The sequence below is a fragment of the Tolypothrix bouteillei VB521301 genome (genome assembly GCF_000760695.4).
Lineage (GTDB): Bacteria > Cyanobacteriota > Cyanobacteriia > Cyanobacteriales > Nostocaceae > Scytonema > Scytonema bouteillei_A.
Genome location: NZ_JHEG04000001.1, coordinates 5243927 through 5263231, shown reverse-complemented (window position 1 = coordinate 5263231; position 19305 = coordinate 5243927). Strand labels below are relative to the sequence as shown.

General features: G+C 39.8%; 12 protein-coding genes. 6 read left to right on the top strand and 6 right to left on the bottom strand.

Features of this window, described 5'->3' with window-relative positions; all coding sequences use genetic code 11:
• Positions 1-69 precede the first annotated feature (69 nt).
• Positions 70-1026 carry a tetratricopeptide repeat protein gene (locus HC643_RS21160; protein ID WP_050045324.1) on the bottom strand — a complete coding sequence of 319 codons (957 nt, stop codon included), beginning with the start codon at positions 1024-1026 and terminating at the stop codon, positions 70-72.
• A 276-nt stretch (positions 1027-1302) separates the two neighbouring features.
• Between HC643_RS21160 and HC643_RS21155 the strand changes: the two genes are divergently transcribed.
• Positions 1303-3348 (top strand): elongation factor G, encoded by a 2046-nt coding sequence (locus HC643_RS21155; RefSeq protein WP_038091331.1) that lies wholly within the window; start codon positions 1303-1305, stop codon positions 3346-3348.
• 396 nt (positions 3349-3744) lie between these two features.
• Here the strand turns inward: HC643_RS21155 and HC643_RS21150 are convergent, their stop codons facing one another.
• On the bottom strand, positions 3745-5238 hold the full coding sequence (locus HC643_RS21150; protein ID WP_038072491.1) for an RNA-guided endonuclease InsQ/TnpB family protein: 1494 nt from the start codon (positions 5236-5238) through the stop codon (positions 3745-3747).
• Positions 5239-5321: 83 nt separating this feature from the next.
• On the opposite strand from HC643_RS21150, the gene tnpA reads away from it, so the two are divergent.
• From tnpA to HC643_RS21130, 4 genes are all read left to right on the top strand, one after another.
• Complete coding sequence (tnpA, locus tag HC643_RS21145) at positions 5322-5720, top strand: IS200/IS605 family transposase (protein WP_038087267.1); 399 nt, start codon at positions 5322-5324, stop codon at positions 5718-5720.
• A gap of 344 nt (positions 5721-6064) precedes the next feature.
• The gene (locus tag HC643_RS21140) at positions 6065-6277 is read left to right on the top strand and encodes a hypothetical protein (protein ID WP_137986132.1); all 213 of its coding nucleotides are present in this window, start codon (positions 6065-6067) and stop codon (positions 6275-6277) included.
• A gap of 134 nt (positions 6278-6411) precedes the next feature.
• Complete coding sequence (locus tag HC643_RS21135; protein WP_038074482.1) at positions 6412-8415, top strand: hybrid sensor histidine kinase/response regulator; 2004 nt, start codon at positions 6412-6414, stop codon at positions 8413-8415.
• 168 nt (positions 8416-8583) lie between these two features.
• A complete protein-coding gene (locus HC643_RS21130; RefSeq protein ID WP_038074481.1) occupies positions 8584-8775 on the top strand; it encodes a hypothetical protein in 192 nt (63 codons plus the stop codon).
• A gap of 64 nt (positions 8776-8839) precedes the next feature.
• Here HC643_RS21130 and ctpC read toward each other — a convergent pair whose 3' ends face one another.
• The 3 genes from ctpC to HC643_RS21115 all read right to left on the bottom strand — a co-directional run bounded on the left by ctpC (position 8840) and on the right by HC643_RS21115 (position 16724).
• On the bottom strand, positions 8840-10123 hold the full coding sequence (gene ctpC, locus HC643_RS21125; protein WP_038074480.1) for a carboxyl-terminal processing protease CtpC: 1284 nt from the start codon (positions 10121-10123) through the stop codon (positions 8840-8842).
• A gap of 157 nt (positions 10124-10280) precedes the next feature.
• Complete coding sequence (ispG, locus tag HC643_RS21120) at positions 10281-11507, bottom strand: (E)-4-hydroxy-3-methylbut-2-enyl-diphosphate synthase (protein WP_038074479.1); 1227 nt, start codon at positions 11505-11507, stop codon at positions 10281-10283.
• 162 nt (positions 11508-11669) lie between these two features.
• Positions 11670-16724: a diguanylate cyclase domain-containing protein gene (locus tag HC643_RS21115; RefSeq protein WP_167844726.1), complete on the bottom strand. Its 5055-nt coding sequence runs from the start codon at positions 16722-16724 to the stop codon at positions 11670-11672.
• A gap of 414 nt (positions 16725-17138) precedes the next feature.
• Between HC643_RS21115 and HC643_RS21110 the strand changes: the two genes are divergently transcribed.
• A complete protein-coding gene (locus HC643_RS21110) occupies positions 17139-18164 on the top strand; it encodes a cysteine hydrolase family protein (RefSeq protein ID WP_050045328.1) in 1026 nt (341 codons plus the stop codon).
• A gap of 123 nt (positions 18165-18287) precedes the next feature.
• On the opposite strand, the gene HC643_RS21105 is transcribed toward HC643_RS21110, so the two are convergent.
• A complete protein-coding gene (locus HC643_RS21105) occupies positions 18288-19166 on the bottom strand; it encodes a LysM peptidoglycan-binding domain-containing M23 family metallopeptidase (RefSeq protein ID WP_038074476.1) in 879 nt (292 codons plus the stop codon).
• Positions 19167-19305 lie beyond the last annotated feature (139 nt).

The window sequence follows — 19305 nt, the reverse complement described above, 5'->3', positions numbered from 1 at the left end:
TGCTGTTCCCAAATCTCTACTTTGAGAACTTTACTTCATCCTTTATACTTTACACTTTATTCTTTCCACTTAGCGCGGTTGATAATTAAAATTTTGCGGATTGTTTAAATTTTGTGTTTGTTGCAACAATTGTGATGTTTGGTTTGCCCACTGTGAATTTCCTTGAGACTTGTATAAATCTCTGGCATATTGCAAGACTTTGACTGCATCGGGGTATTGTCTTAATTGTATAAAGGCTAACCCCGCTCCATAATAAGCATTTGCATAGTTTGAGTTTCCTTCAGCTGCTTTTCTAAATGCTTCTAATGCATCTTTAAACTTACTTTGACTAAATAAAATCGTTCCAAGATTGTAATGAGCTTCTGAATATTTGGGGTTAATTTTAACTGCTTTGCGAAACACTTCTTTTGCCTTATCTGTTTTACCTTGTTGTAAGTAGCACAGCCCTAAATGGTAAGCTGGTTCGGGTGCATTGGGACTATATTCCATTGCTTTTCTAAAGGATGGTATGGCTTTTTCCCAATTTCTCTGTTGCTCGTACACCAATCCTAAGTTGTAGTGTGCTATCCCCAGTTTGGGATCGATTTCTATAGCCCGTCGCAAGTAATCTCCTGCTTGTTGCAGATTGTATCCTTCTAAAAGCGATCCACCTAAGTTGGCGTAAGCTAAAGCAAATTTGGGGTCTGCTTGTGTGGCTTTGTAAAATGAATCTGCTGCAGGTTGTAATTGTCCTACTTGTCGCAGTGCTAGCCCCAAGTTGTAGTGTGCTGGAGCTAAATTAGGATCGAGTTCGGTGGCTTTGCGAAATAATGCGATCGCATCTGCAACTCTCCCCACTTTTATCGCCTGCAATCCTTGGTCTAAATACTCTGTAGCACCACTGTCAACGTATTGTGCGAGTAGGGGGAGAGGGGGATGGGGGGATGGGGGGATGGAGCGGGAAGGAGAGGGGGAGACAAGGCTTTCAACGACTAGCATAAAACTTACTAGCGCAGGAAGACGATATCTATAGAATAATACCCACATAATGTTTCTTTTTCTCAACACTTTTGTTACATTTACTTTACAATTTTTGGTCTTCAAACAGCTTGATTCATATAAGTTTAATTTAATACATTATTGTTTGTAACACTTAACTTTTATTCTGTAAAAGATTACAAGAGAATACGATTTTAATCCAAGCCTCTTAAAGAGGAGATAATCTCAAATTAAAGACCGCATAATCTTTTGAAGAAACGACTTTTGAACCCTTAATTACTTAGAATAACGCGGCTAGAAACCATTAGCTGCTAGGGAGGATTTATGAACGAAAAAGTCAAATCGGGTTCGCGGAATGTGGCAATTGTTGGTCCATATTTAAGTGGAAAAACTACGTTGCTGGAAAGTTTGTTGTTTGTGACAGGGGCAATTTCGCGCAAGGGCAGCGTTAAGGATGGCAACACTGTAGGAGATAGTGCTGCTGAATCACGCGATCGGCAAATGAGTGTGGAAGTTAGCACTGCTTGCACTGAGTATAGCGATATTCGTTTCACATTTGTAGACTGTCCTGGAAGTGTAGAATTTGCTCAAGAAACTTACAACGCTTTAATGGGAGTAGATGCAGCAATTGTTGTTTGCGAACCCATCACAGACCGAGTCTTAACTCTTGCACCACTGTTTAAATTTCTTGACGATTGGGAAATTCCCCATATCGTCTTTGTTAACAAAATGGATCGGGCAAATATTAACGTTCTAGACACGCTACACTCTCTTAAAGCCGTTTCCAGTCGTCCCCTAGTAGCACATCAATATCCCATCATGCAGGGGGAAGAACTGATTGGCTTTATTGATTTAGTAAGTGAAGAAGCGTACAAATACCATCCCGGTGCTCCAGCAGACCCCATTCCATTCCCGGAAGAACTGAAAGAGGAAGAACATATTGCACGAGCAGAAATGCTCGAAGCCCTAGCCAATTTTGATGACCATTTACTAGAAGAACTTTTAGAAGACATCGAACCGCCTCAAGAAGAAATACTCAAAGACCTAAAACTGGAATTAGGAGCAGATTTAGTCGTTCCCGTTTTCTTTGGCGTTGCAGAACAAGATTATGGCGTGCGCCCGCTTTTACAAGCTTTAGTTAAGGAAGCCCCCGAACCGGAAGTTACAGCAGAACGTCGCTTAAAGGGTCAATCGAGTCAGTCTCCCATAGCGCAGGTTCTCAAAACTTACTACACTCCCCAAGGCGGTAAAATATCCTTAACACGGGTTTGGCAGGGTAAATTAACTGACGGAATCGTACTGAATGGCGTTCGTGCTGGTGGTCTTTATCGCCTTATGGGACAACAGCAGGTGCAGGTAAATGAAGCTAGTGCAGGTGAGATTATAGCTATCAGCCGTTTGGAGGGTATTAAGACGGGCGATACTATTTCTTGCGAATCGCAATCCGTAACAGCATTACCTAGAGCCGATCTCCTCGAACCAGTTTATGCCCTCGCTATTACTCCTGAAAAGCGCAATGATGAAGTAAAGCTGAGCAGTGCAATTACTAAACTTTTAGAAGAAGATTGTTCTCTAGCTTGGGAACAGCATGGCGATACCCATGAAGTTATTCTTTGGGGTCAAGGCGAAATTCATTTGCAAGTTGCCTTAGATCGGTTGCGCCGTAAGTATAATTTACCGATGACCACGCACTTACCGCAAGTGCCTTACAAAGAAACAATCCGCAAACCTGCTACATCGGTACACGGTCGCTACAAACACCAAAGTGGCGGTCACGGACAGTTTGGGGATGTTTATCTGGATATCCAACCACTAGCACGGGGCGAAGGTTTTAACTTTAAGGAAACCATTGTTGGTGGTGTTGTTCCCAAACAATATATCCCTGGCGTGGAAATTGGGGTACGTGAGTTTTTATCACACGGTCCTTTGGGTTTCCCTATGGTGGATGTATCAGTGACTTTGACAAATGGTTCTTATCATACTGTTGATAGTTCCGAACAAGCGTTTAAGCAAGCGGCTCGTCTTGCTATGCAAACAGGAATACCTAAGTGCGAACCGACTCTCTTAGAACCTATTGTTCGTGTGGAGGTTAAGACTCCTAATGAATTTACTGCTAAAGTCTTGCAACTCGTGACTGGTAGACGGGGTCAGATTTTGGGCTATGAGGGGATTAGCAATTGGCACGGTTGGGATAGTGTGGTGGCATACTTACCGCAGGCTGAGATGCAAAACTTTATTGTGGAATTGCGATCGCTGACTCTTGGTGTTGGTTCTTTTCATTGGGAGTTTGACCATCTTCAGGAGGTTCCTGATAAGTTAGCCGAGCGCATTCTTACAAATAGTAATGGTCATGGAGGAAATGGTAAATAATATCTGACCGCACCCTTCATGCAAATGGACGCAGATAGAATAGAAAAATTTCTGCGTCTCCTTATTTTTTTCAAAGATTAGTCAATAAACAGGCAACGCTCTTTGAAGAGGACAAAAGTGCCTGGTAACAGCTTTTATAGAGACGCGCCATGGCGCGTCTTTAATATATCTAATAAATCTAAAGATTATTTTCTCCAATTCATTGAACAGTATTGCATTTATGTCAAGACACTTCCGATAAAAAACTTCGTTATTGATAAATTTGAAGGAGAGCATCTCGTTTTGGCAAAATGCCCTCAGAATAGAATTCTGGGGCTATACAAACAAAGTCCACCTACGTGGACTTTTTATTAAGTCCGCGTTCCTGAGATACCCCATGCATAAATGCAGGGGGTTCTAACTCACTACGCGAGTTTCGTTTACCCTCAAAGGTTCCGACTCCTCGCAAGCTATTAGGTTACTGAACACGCGCTCTGACCCATTATTGCTAATAGGTGACTTTGAACTAGTCGCAGTTCTCGCACGTTGATTTGACCCATCTTGCCAACCGTCCAGTAGGGATTTCTCCATCCCTAGCCAGCTATCTCTGGCTGATTGGATTGACAAAGTTTCTGTTTTTGGGTCAACGTGACGACTCAGGTAAGCAGATAAAATATCACGTTGCATCGTTAACCCACAGACTGAGCAATGATGAACACGTTGCGATAATGATTTTTTCTGTTTGTTACCACACAAACAAGTTTGAGAAAGTGCGGTATACCTTGTCGAAAACATTAGAACTGTTCCACCAGCATTCTCAGCTTTGCGTACTAGTTCTGATTGAAAGCTTGATGGGGATTTAAACCCTATGGATTTACCATAATTTTTCTGCCATGCCTTGACGGATACCTTCTCGATTTTGATATGTTTACCGATGGCTAAAGTTTGGTTGACTAACCTACCATGTAAAGACTGACGATGCGCTGCTTGTTTACGTTCTGTTTCACGTTTTTTGTTATTCTTCTTTTTATATCTGTTTGATTTATGCCAACGTTTTGAACCTTTCTTGACAGTACCGTTACTGTTGAAATTATTAGGATTATTGGCGCGGCGTTGCCTATCCATTTTGCGCTGTAACTTTCTAATCTTCTTTTGCTTTGATTCTAGTTCGTCTGCAAAAGAAGTCCAGATAGTTTTTTTGTCCCCAACAATTGCAACAGTTGAAACGCCTAAGTCAATACCAATAGTACCATCACTAATAATATTTTTAGGCTTTTGATAAGGTAGTCCCTCACAAACTAATTGAGCAAACCAATAATTTTTTTGATTAAGAATGCGACGCACTAAGCGAACATATTTAATCTTTGATGATAAACCATGCAATATTACAGGGTCGTTAGTAATGATGGCTTTTAACTTCAATGTAGACCATTCAACAGCGTTACCAGTCCAACGAATACCCTGTTTATTGGTTTTACCTTCTAATGAAGCAAACTGTCCTTTCTGCTTAAACCGAACCTTTTTAGCTAACCCGTACATCATTCGCTCTACAGCCTTAAATGCTCTGGTAGCTATCTTCTGAATAGTATTAGCATCAAGGTGCGATTTAATCCAAATACTTGCAATGGCTGTTTTATTAGCGAAAGCTTGTAAATCGTAATCGCTAAACCTGTAAGCTTCACGAGCTTTTTGAAACGCTGTGGAACGTTCTTTTTTGTTGGATTTTGGGATGAGTTTAGCTTGTTGATATATTTCAGAATTACGTACTAATTCTAGTCTGGCTAAACCTTCAGATAAAACAGCATTATACAACTGTCGCCCTGCCTCTAATCTGGCTGCGAGAACGCTCAAGTCTTTAGATGTCGTTATCAATGGTATTTCTGTAACGAAACTAGATGTTCTTACTGCCAAATTAAATCACCTCCCGAGCGTTGTTTATTAGTTATCTTTACTCTATCATATAGATACAATATAGTAAACTACTATTTCGGAAAATGACTGAAAAATTTAAATCAAGCAATAATATTGTTTACTCGTGCAAATATCATGTGATTTTCTGCCCCAAGTACAGGCGGAAAGTGCTGGTTAATGCTGTTGCATCCAGACTTAAAGAATTACTCGCTCAAATAGCTATTGACATTAAAGTTGAAATATTAGAAATGGAGATAATGCCCGACCATGTGCATTTATTGATAGATGTTGACCCTCAGTTTGGAGTACACCGAGTAGTGAAGAGATTTAAAGGGGCAACATCTAGATATTTGCGTTTGGAATTTCCAGAATTAAAAAGCCGACTGCCCTCGTTATGGACTAATTCGTACTTTGTATCCACTGTAGGAGGTGCGACTTTAGACAGTATCAAAATGTATATTCAAAACCAAAAAGAAACTTGACTGCGACTAAAGTCGCCCGCGCCTAGCCCCCATAAATAGAATTTAGGGGCTACCTCGGCGCGGATAATTCGGTGTAAAAACTGGAAAGCTTTGAACTATAACCTTCAGGTGAGGTTTCATTTAAAAGAGCATAAACGACCAAGTCTAGAGATACTGGGCTTTCTTTAATCTAGTCGCCATTTTCTCTCCATCTCCACATACGGCTTTTGAAAGATCCCTGTTACTCTCATAAAGAATAACTATTGTTATAACCTATTTCAGTATATAGCAGAACCTTTTTTAACTGCTAAGATAAGCTTGTACTAGCCGATCCTAACTTTAATCTTAAATTTTACAGTGTATTAATGGTAACGCTTCAATTACGACAATTAAGTGTTCTGCCAGAAAAGAGAATGCTATTTCATAATATGAACTGGCAACAGTTTGAGGCAATTCTAGAAGAACCTGACGAACATGGAGCTTCTCGTTTGGCTCATGGCAAAATTTTCCTAATTTGTCAGCTTTTGAAGTTATTTGCCAGTTTGTTGAAGAAAGTAAAATTATTGGTAAAAGTTTAACATTCAGAAAGTTTGGGGAAAGGATTGGAAAACAAACAATTTCTGGTGCTTAAATCTGTAGAGTACTTTATGGTAGTAATTATAGCAGCGTTCCATTTGCGTAATTAGGTAAGAAAGTAACAAAAACTACAATTATGGAACAAAGAACAGTTTTGATTATTGATGATTGTGCGGAAGATAGGGAGGTTTATCGTCGTTATTTGCTACAAGACCGTGATTGCGGCTACAAGATTTTGGAAGAAGAATCAGGAACAGGAGGATTGATGTTGTGTCAGCAGTTCAATCCCGATACCATCTTAGTCAACTATATGTTGCCTGACATGAACGGGCTGGAATTTTTAGCACAACTCAAACAACAGACACAAGGAAACGTTCCACCAGCGATCGTGCTTGCTGGACGGGGAAATGCATCGATTGTTATTCAAGCGATGAACAGGGGTGTGTGGAATTATTTGGTAAAGGAGCAAATGACTGCGAAGGATTTACTGTTTGCCTTAAATGATGCTATGGAATATACCCGGTTACGGGAAAGCCAGAAGTTGCTTCAAGAGATTACGAATACAACTCCTGGTATTTTATATATTCAAGATATTGTGGAACAGAACAATATTTATATCAATCGTCAAACGACTGAAGTTCTTGGTTACACGCCCCAACAACTTCAAGCCATGGGAGCCAGAGTGCTTGAGGAGTTGATGCACCCTGAGGATTTGCTTCGAGTCTCCAAACACTTTCAAGATTTTGACTTAGTTGAAGATGGCAAGATTGTAGAATTTGAGTATCGAATGCGCCATGCCAACGGGGAATGGCGATGGTTTTGCAGTCAAGAAACTGTATTTAAAAGGAATTCTCAAGGTTCGGTGCAGCAGATTTTAGGTACAGCACTTGATATTACCAGACACAAACGGGCAGAAGTTGCGCTGAAACAGCAGTTGTTAAGGGAACAACTCGTCACAAAGATTGCCCAACACATTCGCCAATCTCTCAAGCTTGAAGAAATTTTCAAGACAACTGTCGATGAAGTGCGCCAGTTTCTTCAAACCGATCGCGTGCTTCTTTTTCGTTTGGAACCTGACGGTAGTGGTACTGTAGTTATGGAATCTGTCAGTTCCAACTGGCCTTCAATTGTATCAACTAACATTTTCGATCCCTGTTTTCGAGATAGCTGGGTCGAACCCTATCGTCTGGGACTGGTGGTTGCAAAAACGGATATCTATAACTCAGGAATTGACCCGTGTCATGTAGAGCTACTAGCGCGGTTTCAAGTTAGGGCTAACTTGGTCGTTCCCGTGCTTCAAAAAGAGCAATTGTGGGGGTTGCTGATTGCCCATCACTGTGAAGCGCCCCGACAGTGGCATCAATTTGAAATTGATTTACTAAAGCAATTGGCAACTCAGGTAGGAATTGCTATCCAACAAGCGACACTTCTCGAGCAGGCTGAAGCCGCTAACCGTGCAAAAGATGAGTTTGTGGCAATGGTAACGCACGACTTACGAACTCCCTTAAATGGCATTTTGGGTTGGACTCATCTGTTGCGTAATCTGAAGTTAGATGAAGCTGCGTTTGCGCGTGGGTTGGAATCTATCGAGCAGAGTGCTAAGTTTCAAGAAAAATTGCTCGAAGATTTGCAGGATATCACGCGTATTATTCAAGGGCAATTGAAACTTCAAGTGAGTGAAGTCAATTTGGTGGATGTCATTCAAGCCGCCCTGGAAACTGCTTACCCCCTCGCTTACGATAAAACTTTATGTTTGGAATCAATACTTGACAATTCCATTGAGACTATTTCAGGCGATCCCAAGCGCTTACAGCAAGTTTTAGGCAATTTACTTTCTAATGCTATTAAATTTACTCCTAATGGAGGCAGAATAAAAATGCAATTGGAGCGGGTTGATAGTTTCGCTCATATTACAATAAGCGATACGGGTTGCGGTATTAGTGAGGATTTTCTCCCTTACGTGTTCGAGCGCTACCAACAAGCCAAAGGCGCTCGTTACAGAGATGGTTTGGGGTTGGGGTTAGCGATCGCCCGTCATTTAATAGAGTTACACAATGGAACAATACAAGTCTCGAGTCCCGGTATTGGACAAGGAGCAACTTTCATCATTAAGCTCCCGTTAGCTCACAACCAGCAATAGAAGACTTCCCAATAAAAATGTCTCAAAATTGACTTCTTGTGGTACTTTGTATACTGCCCATCCTTGTTTTATCTGCGGATACGATGCAAAGAACCACAAGATGGGATAATTTAAGCAAGAACAAAATGACCGGATAATTTTTCATTTGACCTAATTTTCCCAGCCAGTATGAGTCAAGATACACAGACTTGGTATATAGTCAAGCGTACTGAGGGTCATTGCGAAATACTCCCCAGTAGCCAAGCCAATGAAGAAAACAAGTTAGAAATTATCGAACGATGGGGACCGTTTGAATCTCAAGGAGAAGCGATCGCTCGTCGCGTAGGACTTATTCGAGCGGGGAAATGTCAACCAGTCTAGAAATTATGAATTATGAATTATGAATGAGAAAACTTCATAATTCATAATTCATAATTCATAATTCTCACGTTCCTGCTCGAGGATTCCCTTTCTGAGCAATTTCTTTACCTAACACTTCCACAGCTTTAGCAAACTGAGGGTCTTGTAGAGTTGCTACTTTTTCACGTTCGCCAAGCCACAAGTCCTGTCGCTGTTTATCATTTAAATCCACGACTACGTCTGGATGAATCCCCGCCTTATTAATATCCTTTCCACTGGGGGTAAAATACTTGGCGATCGTGACAGCAATTCCCGAGCCATCATCAAGAGGACGAACGGATTGTACCAAGCCTTTACCAAAGGTTTGACTACCAACTAGTACAGCACGCTTGTTATCTTGCAAAGCGCCTGAAAGAATTTCACTTGCACTCGCTGAACCTTTGTCTACCAAAATCACCAATGGTTTGTTAGTTAAAGCACGTCCGTTAGCCGTTTCTCGTTCTACTTCTGCATAGCGGTCTTTAGTAGAGACGATTGTGCCATTATTCAACCACATGCGAGCAATTTCTACGCTTGAGAAGAGCAAACCACCAGGATTATTCCGCAAATCTAGAATATATCCAGCGACTTGTTTGTTTTCTAAAGTCCTGATTGCTTGTTGCATTTCTTTAGCGGCGTTGGCGCTGAACTGCTTCAGACGGATATAACCAACATTACCCACTGGTGTTTGTTTAGTACTCGCTTCTACAGGATGGATTTCAATTTTCGCCCGTGTAATTTTAAACTCTTTTGGCTGGTTATTCCGCAGAACTGTTAGATTGACGGCTGTTCCCGGTTCGCCTCGGATCAAGGATACGGCTTCATTGGTATCCATGCCCTCTGTACTTTTGCCGTTAATTTTGGTAATAATGTCTTTTGCTAAGATACCTGCTTTAGCTGCTGGTGTATCTTCAATTGGAGCAATGACAGTCAGTTTTTTGGTTTTCTCATCCATACCAATTTGGATACCAATACCTGTCAGTTCTCCAGAGGTATCCACCTGCATATTTTTGAATTCCTCTGGGTCCATAAACCGGGTGTATGGATCGTCGAGCTTCTTGAGCATTTCCCGGATGGACTTGTAAGCTTCTTGCTTATTGGTATATGACTTGTTTAAGTACTCCTTACGAACAGCTTGCCAATCTACCTGATTGAACGTACCGTCTACATATTGGCGTTGAATAATTTGCCAAACTTCATCTACTAATTCTTTTGGACTTTCTTTAAATAAAGCCTGTCCCTGCGAGTGAATGCCGAGGCTAGTGACTGCGATTGTAGCTAATGTCACCGCCGTAGCTCCCAAAACAAGCCCACTTCTTGTAATCACCATAATGACAGCTGCGCCAGACGGAAAATTTTGTATATTTCAGTATGCTCAATCTAACACAGGGTTCCTCTGTACAGAGTGAACATAATTGTTTATTTCAGAAAAATCCTTTGCAATCCGGCGACCGAGGCGATCGCCAGTACAAAAATTGTTGAAAACTTTAAGGATCTACCCAGCGTCCATCAGCCTTTATTAAGTTAATCAATTCTTCTACTCCTTTATCTTCAGGAACTTTCTTGATTTCTTCTCTCCCTCTATAGAGAGAAATATAACCGGGTGTTTTACCGACATAACCGTAGTCAGCATCAGCCATTTCTCCGGGTCCATTGACAATACAGCCCATAACTGCTATGTCTAACCCGGTGAGATGTTTGGTTGCTTCCCGCACTTGATGGAGCACTTCTTCCAAATTAAACAGTGTACGCCCGCAAGAAGGACAAGCGACGTACTCCACCATAGTCTTCCGCAATCCCAGAGCTTGCAAAATACTATAGCAGACAGGAATTTCTTTTTCTGGTGCTTCTGTGAGGGATACACGAATTGTATCGCCAATACCATCAGCTAAAAGTGTCGCAATGCCAGCTGTCGATTTAATGCGTCCGTATTCCCCATCTCCTGCTTCCGTGACACCTAAATGAAGGGGGTAATCCATACCCAGTTCATCCATCCGCTTTGCCATGAGACGGTAAGCGGCTACCATGACTGGTACGCGTGAGGCTTTCATGGAAATAACAATGTTATGAAAATCTAAAGATTCACAAATGCGTATAAATTCTATGGCTGATTGCACCATACCTTCAGGAGTATCGCCATAGGTAAACAACATTCTCTCAGCCAAAGAACCGTGATTCACCCCAATTCTCATGGCTTTGTTTTGATCGCGGAGAGAAATTACCAGTGGTGCTAGAGTTTCACGGATTTTTTCTCCGATTTCGTCAAATTCCGTAGGGGTGTACTCGGTTCTGTTGGGGTTTGGTTTTTCAAAAACATACAAACCTGGATTAATGCGTACCTTCTCTATATGTTGGGCAACTTCCAGGGCAATCTTCATCCCATTATGATGTACGTCCGCAACAATCGGTACATCTTGGTATGTTTTGATTAACTTTTGTTTAATCTCAGACAGCGCTTTAGCGTGAGCTATGCTCGGGACAGTTACGCGCACGATTTCACAGCCAATTTCATGCAGGCGACGAATCGCAGCCACAGAACCATCTATATCTAGAGTATCTTCGTTAATCATTGACTGCACGACAACTGGGTGACCACCGCCAATGGTGACATTGCCAACTTTTACAGGGCGGGTTTTGCGCCGTTTTATCGTGGTATCAAAGGTGGGTTGACTCGGAACTGTGTTGGACTCTGTAAGTATTGGCAAGGTTTGCATAAGTTAATAGAAGTGATTTTTGTAGCGAGGGTATCAAATTTAAAAAGACTCTGCTTCTCAGATTGCCATAGGAGGGGCAAATTTTGTGATGGATTTGGAGAAAAAATTTCTTGGGGTTCTTGAGTCCCCCAAGCTCTTAAAAAATCCAGTTTCTTGGAGGCGCTATTTCGCACAAGCACAATTTCTTCCTCGCTGTTTAGCAGCATAAAGGGCTTCATCAGCTTTAGCTATCAATTCTTCTAGAGAAAATGTCGGTGCTGGAATCATGCAGGTGACTCCCAGGCTTAAACTAACGCAAGGGCTTACTTCTGACTGGGCGTGAGGTATTTTGAGATTTTGAATTTCTATCCTTAGCGCTTCAGCAACTTTGAGAGCACCCTCAAGATCGGTGTTGGGAAGAATGACTGCAAACTCTTCCCCACCGTAACGCGCTACGAGATCGGCGGGACGCCTGACAGCATAAGTCATAGCTTTTGCCACTTGTTGCAAACATTCATCGCCTTTTTGATGTCCGTAGAAATCGTTATAACGTTTGAAGTAATCTACATCGCACAAAATCAAAGACAAAGGTTGTTTTTCCCTTGACAGGCGATTCCATTCTTGAGATAAGCATTCATTAAAGCGGCGGCGGTTAGCAACTTGAGTTAAACCATCTAATAAAGCGAGGCGCTGCAACTCTTGATTGGCTTTTTCCAATTCACGTGTCCGTTCTGCCACTTTGTGTTCTAGGGTATATGCGTATTTCTCTTTTTCTGCATAGAGTTGGGCATTTTCGATAGAAATAGCGGCTTGGGAACAGAGCAATTTAACAATTTCCAATCGTTCGGAAGTAAAAGCACCAGGGGTGAGATTATTTTCCAAATAAACTATACTCGTCAGTCTGCCTTGATGAATGAGTGGAGCACATAAAACGGATTGCGGTTTATAGTTATTTATATAAGGATCTGAAGTAAATTGACCTTCACAAGTTGCGTCGTGTAAAACTATATTTTCTTTAGTACGATTGACATAATTAATAATAGATAGAGGAATGATTCCGCAATTTTCTAGTGCAATTGACTGCAAGACAACTGGAGTGCAATCTAAGTTCTCTACAACTTGAACTAGCCAATGAACTTGATTTTCCAAAATTAACAATCCTTTTTGCGCTCCGGCATTTTTGATGACAGTCTGCATCAACTTAGCCAATAATTTCTCCAAAACAATTTCTTCAGAAAGAGTTTGAGATGCTTTCATAATTGTAGCCAAATCCAGGCTGGAGGAATGATTTCTTTCTGAAATGGCTCGTGGTGTAGATACTCTCAGTTCATAGCTTTGCGATCGCCTGTCCCAAAACGGTTTTTTCAATAAATCTAAATAGTGGTTATCTAAATCTTGAACTTTTGCCAATGCACCCCAGCATAAATAGCAGTAACGAGCATCCTGCATATAAACTTGAGCGATTTTTTCTTTGCCTTGTGTAAGGTAAAACTTAGCTGCTAATTCATAACAAAGTGCTTCTTCATTAAGATATTCATTTTTTCTAGCTAAGGTAATAGCTTGTTCGTAAGAGTTCATTGCCTTGCAGTCTTGACCTTGCACTCTGTGCCATTCTGCTTCTAGTAAAGATAACTTATGTAAAATATTCATTGGCGCATATTTCGCCCATTTTTGCAATTTTTTATAATTGGCTTTGATCCTTTGATGCAAAAGATGTTTTTGTTTTTTATCCCTATAAGGATAAACAGCCAATCGAGCTAAAGAATCATAAAAATAGATTGTAGGAACAGCTAGTGCTCCCAATCCTCCCTCTAAATATTTTTCTGCCATCATGGCACTGTTTATAGCTTGTTCGTATTCTCCGAACAAGTAATTCAATACTAACTTATGGCTAAAGACATCAAAGGCTTTGCTATAGTCTCTTGCTTCAATAGCTAAAGCCAGACTTTCTAATTCATTGTAACTTTCACCGATTAAATAGCAGGGATTTTCAGACTGACCTAGTAGATTTAAAGCCATTTGTCGTTGAATATTGATATTATCAACGCTCCGTTCTTGCTTGTATTTTTTAATAGCATTAGTATAGTAGTAAATTTCTCGTTCAGTGACAGCTAATTCTTGACCGAGAAAACAGCAATAATTGGAGTACATTTTAGCGCAATAAGCAGCATATTCAAAATTTCCATTCTCTATCCCGCTAATATAGCCCTCCTTTAAAGGTTCTAATGAACGCTTACCGTGTTCTCGCCAAGGTTTAATAAAACTATAAACAGATAAGAATACACTCGATTTAACCTGACGGGCATTATATAAATCCAACAATTTTAAAGATAATTCACCAAAACGATACCCTGTATCAATGTCTCCTAAAGCTCCACATAGAATGGTACCGTAACAAGCATATATATAAGCGGATATTTCAACATTGCCATATTTTACTAATAAAATAATTGCTTTTAAAATAAAAATTATTAATAAATTTGAGGCTGCAATATAAGCAGTAGCAAAAAGTTTGCAAAAAATAGAAATAGCAGCTTTCTTGTCAGAAGCCGTCATGGGTGGCAAATCAATTAAATCCTCTACTCGTTTACCCAGCAAAACAAATTTTGTTTCCAATAAAGAAAACATAATATGAACTTGAGTAGCTTTTCTTGGTAAGCGCATTCCTAGGAGGTTGAGAATAGTTATACCAATATCGATCGCTTCTATTAGCTTCCCTTGTGCTGTGTAAGCGGCGATTTTAACTTCATAAGCTTTGACTTTATCCAATAAAACTTCAGCATATTGCAGCACGGTAGCACTTAATTCTTCCATTTCCTCAAAATGACCGCTTAAGTAAGCAGTTTCTGCGGCTTCTGCGTACAAATCTAATGTCATTTTGTACTGTTTTTGCCATCTATCTGGTGCTAATAGTTCTAAGCCATATGTCAAATAAGTAAACGCAGCCTGAAAAGCAGCTGATGCTTTTGCTTTCTGACCGGCTATTAAATTGAATTTTGCTAATTCATCTCGTTGTTCTTGATTATCTAACAACTTGCTACCTAAATTCAATTGATTCACAATATCAAAAATTTTCTCTTCTTGCTGTTTTAATGGTGTATTATTAAGTAGCACTTGCCCGATTTGTAGATGAATGTATGGCTTATCATTATCTGAAATGAGAGAATAGGCAGCTTGTTGGACGCGATCGTGTACAAATCTGCAAGCAATGCTTAAGTTATCTAAGCTACAGTCTATTTGCAGAAATTTATAATCATAATTCAGGGGTATAACTAAACCATCTTCTATCGCCGATCGTAGATGTTGCCCCGTTTCTTTTGTTAAATTTTTATCTGCTATTGACAAAGTATTTAAATCGAAATAGTTGCCAATACAAGCAGCTAATTTTAAAATTTTTTGTGTGTTTTCTGGTAGTTTTTGAATTTTGTTAGCCATCAGTTCCACGACATTACCAGTAATATCTCTCGCTCGAATTTGCTGAATATCCCATTGCCACTTCCGTACTGAAAAATTAAAATATAACAGCCCTTCTGTGTATAGAGATTTGAGAAACTCATTTAGAAAGAAAGGATTACCTTGAGTTTTTTCCAGTACTAATTCTGCTAAGGGCTTTGTCTTCTCACAAGCCATGTTGAGCGTTTCAGCAATTAATTGATTGATATGATTTAAATCTAAAGGTGACAAAAAGACAGAACTTACACAGACTTCAGCGGTTTGTATTTCTGATAAAGTCCTTATTAAAGGATGAGTTGTACTGACTTCATTGTCCCGATACGCTCCAATTAAAAACAGATATTTATTCTCTTTATCTGTCATCATTGACTGGATTAATTTTAAAGTAGCTAAATCTGCCCACTGTAAATCATCTAAAAAAATTACCAAGGGATGTTCTTTTTGACAAAACACTCCTAAAAAATTTTGAAAAACCAAATGAAAGCGGTTTTGAGCTTCTGTAGGAGCTAATTCTGGCAATGCAGGTTGTTCACCAATAATGAGTTCAATTTCCGGAATCACATCAACAATGACCCGTGCATTACTCCCCAGACTTCTAAGGAGTTTATCTCGCCACTGTTGTAATTGGGTCTCAGTTTCTGCAAGCAATTTTCTGACTAATTGAGTGAATGCATTAACCACAGAACTATAAGGAATATTGCCATGAAGTTGGTCAAATTTTCCAGAAATAAAATAACCTTTATACTTAGTTATTGGTTTGTAAATTTCTTGTACTAATGCTGATTTTCCAATCCCAGAGTAACCGGAAACTAGCATAAATTCTTTTTGCCCCAGGCTAACTCGCTCAAAAGCGGTTAATAAAGTCTTGATTTGTTCTTCTCTCCCATATAATTTTTGGGAGATTTGAAATTTATCGGAAATATCCTGACTGCATAAATCAAAATCAATTATATTCTGTTGATGTTGTAATTGATGGAGGCAAACTTCTAAATCAGCTTGAATACCATAAGCACTTTGGTATCTTTCTTCTGCTGTTTTTGCCATGAGCCTCATAATAATGTTTGAGACTACAACAGGAACTTGTGGATTTACAACATGGACTGGTACTGGTTGTTTGGCAATATGGCAATGTACCAATTCCATTGCATCCTCAGTTGGAAAAGGCAATTGATTGGTTAGCATTTCATAAAAGGTAGCACCTAAGGAATAAAAATCGCTTCGGTAATCAATTGCACGATTCATTCTACCTGTTTGTTCGGGAGAAATATAAGCTAAGGTTCCTTCTAAAGCATTGGTATTTTGAATATCAGCGCTATCACGTGTTAAGATAGTAGACAAGCCAAAATCTATTATTTTTAATTCTCCTGTTTTAAAATTAAAAACAATATTCGATGGATTAATATCTTTGTGAATAATATTGCTTTGATGAATTTTCTCCAAAATTTCACTAATTCTTATACTTAATTTGAGAAATTCCTCGACAGTTAGTAAGCTTTTTCCTAATAGTTTATCTAAAGAGTCACCACCAAAATCTTCTAATAATATGATTAAGGTGTTTTGATACTTTTGTAAGTCGTAAGACTTAATCACTCCCTCTAAATTCAAATAGCGAGTGATTTCATATTCCTGTCGGTAGCGCACCAGTTCTGCAGGGGTTGGATAGTCTTCTTTCAGCAGTTTTAAGATCGCAGGTTGACGATCTGCTTCTCGGATACCACGGTAAACTAGAGAATTACTACTTTCATATATTTGGGCTAACACTTGAAACCCTGGTAGTTTAACCATAATACAAATTGATTTTTTAAGAAAAATTAAGTTTGCTGAGATCTCTGACTGCTTTAAGAAGTTGGAAATCTAGCGTACTTCATCCATTTCAGTTTAATTTCTACAACTGAATCTATATTTTGTTTTTTTACAATTCTGTATATTGATTTAATAGTAAAATTATGATACGAGACTTTGTGAGTATAGCTTCTCGACACCTGCGTTGTCACTGCGTTAGTATTGAGCTTTATTAAGTAAGCATTTTTTAGAGATATAGTTAGTAAAATCCGTAATAATAAATTTTTCAGTTAATCTGTGTTTCAGTCTCATGTAAAAGAGTAAAGAACTAAGTTAAAGGAGTGTAGTTGTATTTAGCACGCATTATAAAATAGCTTGACAATTCAGGTGATAAAAAAACAAAAATCTAAATTTATCATGAGCACCTCAACATCAACCCAATTTCCAATTCCATCTCACTTTAATCCCCAAAAAGTTGGTGAAGTTTGGCGAGTTCCCTACCAACAACGTGCTGAAGAAGCTAGAGATTGGGCAAAAAAACATAATATCCAACCAGCTTCTGAAGACAAAAATCGTGTTTGCCTACTATTAATAGATGTACAAAATACTTTTTGCCTGCCTGATTTTGAATTATTTGTAGGAGGCAAATCCGGTAGAGGAGCTATTGATGATAATATCCGTTTGTGTGAGTTTATTTATCGAAATTTAGGTGCGATCGCAACAATTGCACCTACTATAGATACTCATACAGCAATGCAAATTTTCCATCCCATTTTCTGGGTTAACCAAGCAGGTGAACATCCCATCCCCACTGCTACTAGTATCACTCCAGCCGATATAGAAAAAGGGAATTGGAAAGTCAACCCTAGTGTTGCTTACAGCCTTGGATACGAATATGAGTTACTGGAAAAACACGCCTATCACTACGTTCAACAGTTAAGCCAAGGTGGTAAATATCCACTAACAGTTTGGTCTTATCACTCCATGTTAGGTGGTATCGGTCATGCTTTAGTTTCATCTGTAGAAGAGGCAATTTTTTTCCACTGTATTGCTCGTAACAGCCAAACCCAGTTTGAACTAAAAGGCAATAATCCTTTAACAGAAAATTACTCAGTTTTAAGCCCGGAAGTTTTAGACGGTTTTGACAAACGTCCTATTGCTCAAAAAAATACTCGCCTAGTTCAGCAATTGTTAAAATTTGATGCGATCGTTATTGCCGGTCAAGCTAAAAGTCATTGTGTTGCTTGGACGATTGCGGATTTATTAACAGAAATTCAGCAAATAGATTCTAGTCTAGCGAAAAAAGTTTACTTGCTGGAAGATTGTACTTCCCCTGTTGTCGTTCCTAATATAGTAGATTATACCGAAGCAGCCGACGCAGCATTTGAACGATTTGCTGCTGCTGGAATGCATCGCATTAAATCAACTGATGCTACTTTTTAATTTGGTTGAAATACCTGACCTTCAAGCACTTAGGTGTAGGAAGACATTCCCAAGCTAAGCCTGGGAACAAAGACAAGGTGCTACGCATTCATCCCACTACTGAAGCGTGTGGGCTTTCTGCTTTTATTGCTGTAAATACCCCCGTGGATCTTGAGCCGTCCAACCCAAAGAAGAACTGGAACGGACTTCAAAATGAAGGTGAGATTGGTTGATGGTGGGCGTTCCAGTTGTACCTACAGTCCCCACTAAATCTCCTTTTTTCACGGGCTGACCGACAGAAACCTTAATGCTATCAAGATGGGCGTAACGGCTTTGCAACCCACCACCATGATTGATAATGACCAAATTTCCATAAGTACCTTGTTCTTTGGCAAAAGCAACAGTTCCATCACCGATCGCTTGTACGGGAGTTCCTGTTTCTGCTGACAAATCTATACCACTATGAAAGAACACTTCACCATTGGTAGGATTTGTTTGCCAACCATAAGAAACTAGCACTTTAGCAGCTGCTGGTAGTGGATAACCAACTAATTTAGTTGGAGTTGCAGTGGAATTGGGACTATCCGTTACAACCGAACCTGGCGATCGCTTCTCTGGTACAAACACAACTTTGGGATTTTTCTGACAACCGTTCACCTCAAAAAGTGCGTCCGGACGAATTTTATATTTGAGTGCGATTTGTCTCCAAGTTTGCCCGCGAGGGACTTCAACTACAATTCCGTTATAGGGAGGAATTTGAATTTCACTTCCAACAGTCAACTTGCTGTTTTGTAGAGCAGGATTCATGGCAATAATAGTTGTTGGGGTGAGATTGTAGCGTTGAGCTATACTTGCCAAAGTTTCACCTACAGCAACGGTGTGCCGTCTAAAGCGTTCTAATGCTGGAGTTTGGCAACCTGTCCCTTGTGTTTGAGCTAGCAAGGGGTTTGAGTGTGTATACACTGCTCCAAAAATGTTAGCGATTATTGTACTGAAAAACAGTAGACGATAAGGAAAATTCATGTATATAAAGGAGGCACTCAACTCTAGATTTTAGACGGCAAAAGTTTGTGAAAGGTTGTTGTTGGTTAGGGTTAGTTGTTCGTAAGTCACCTCCAACCACTAACCACTAACTCCCAACCACGAATTCCCAACCACTAAC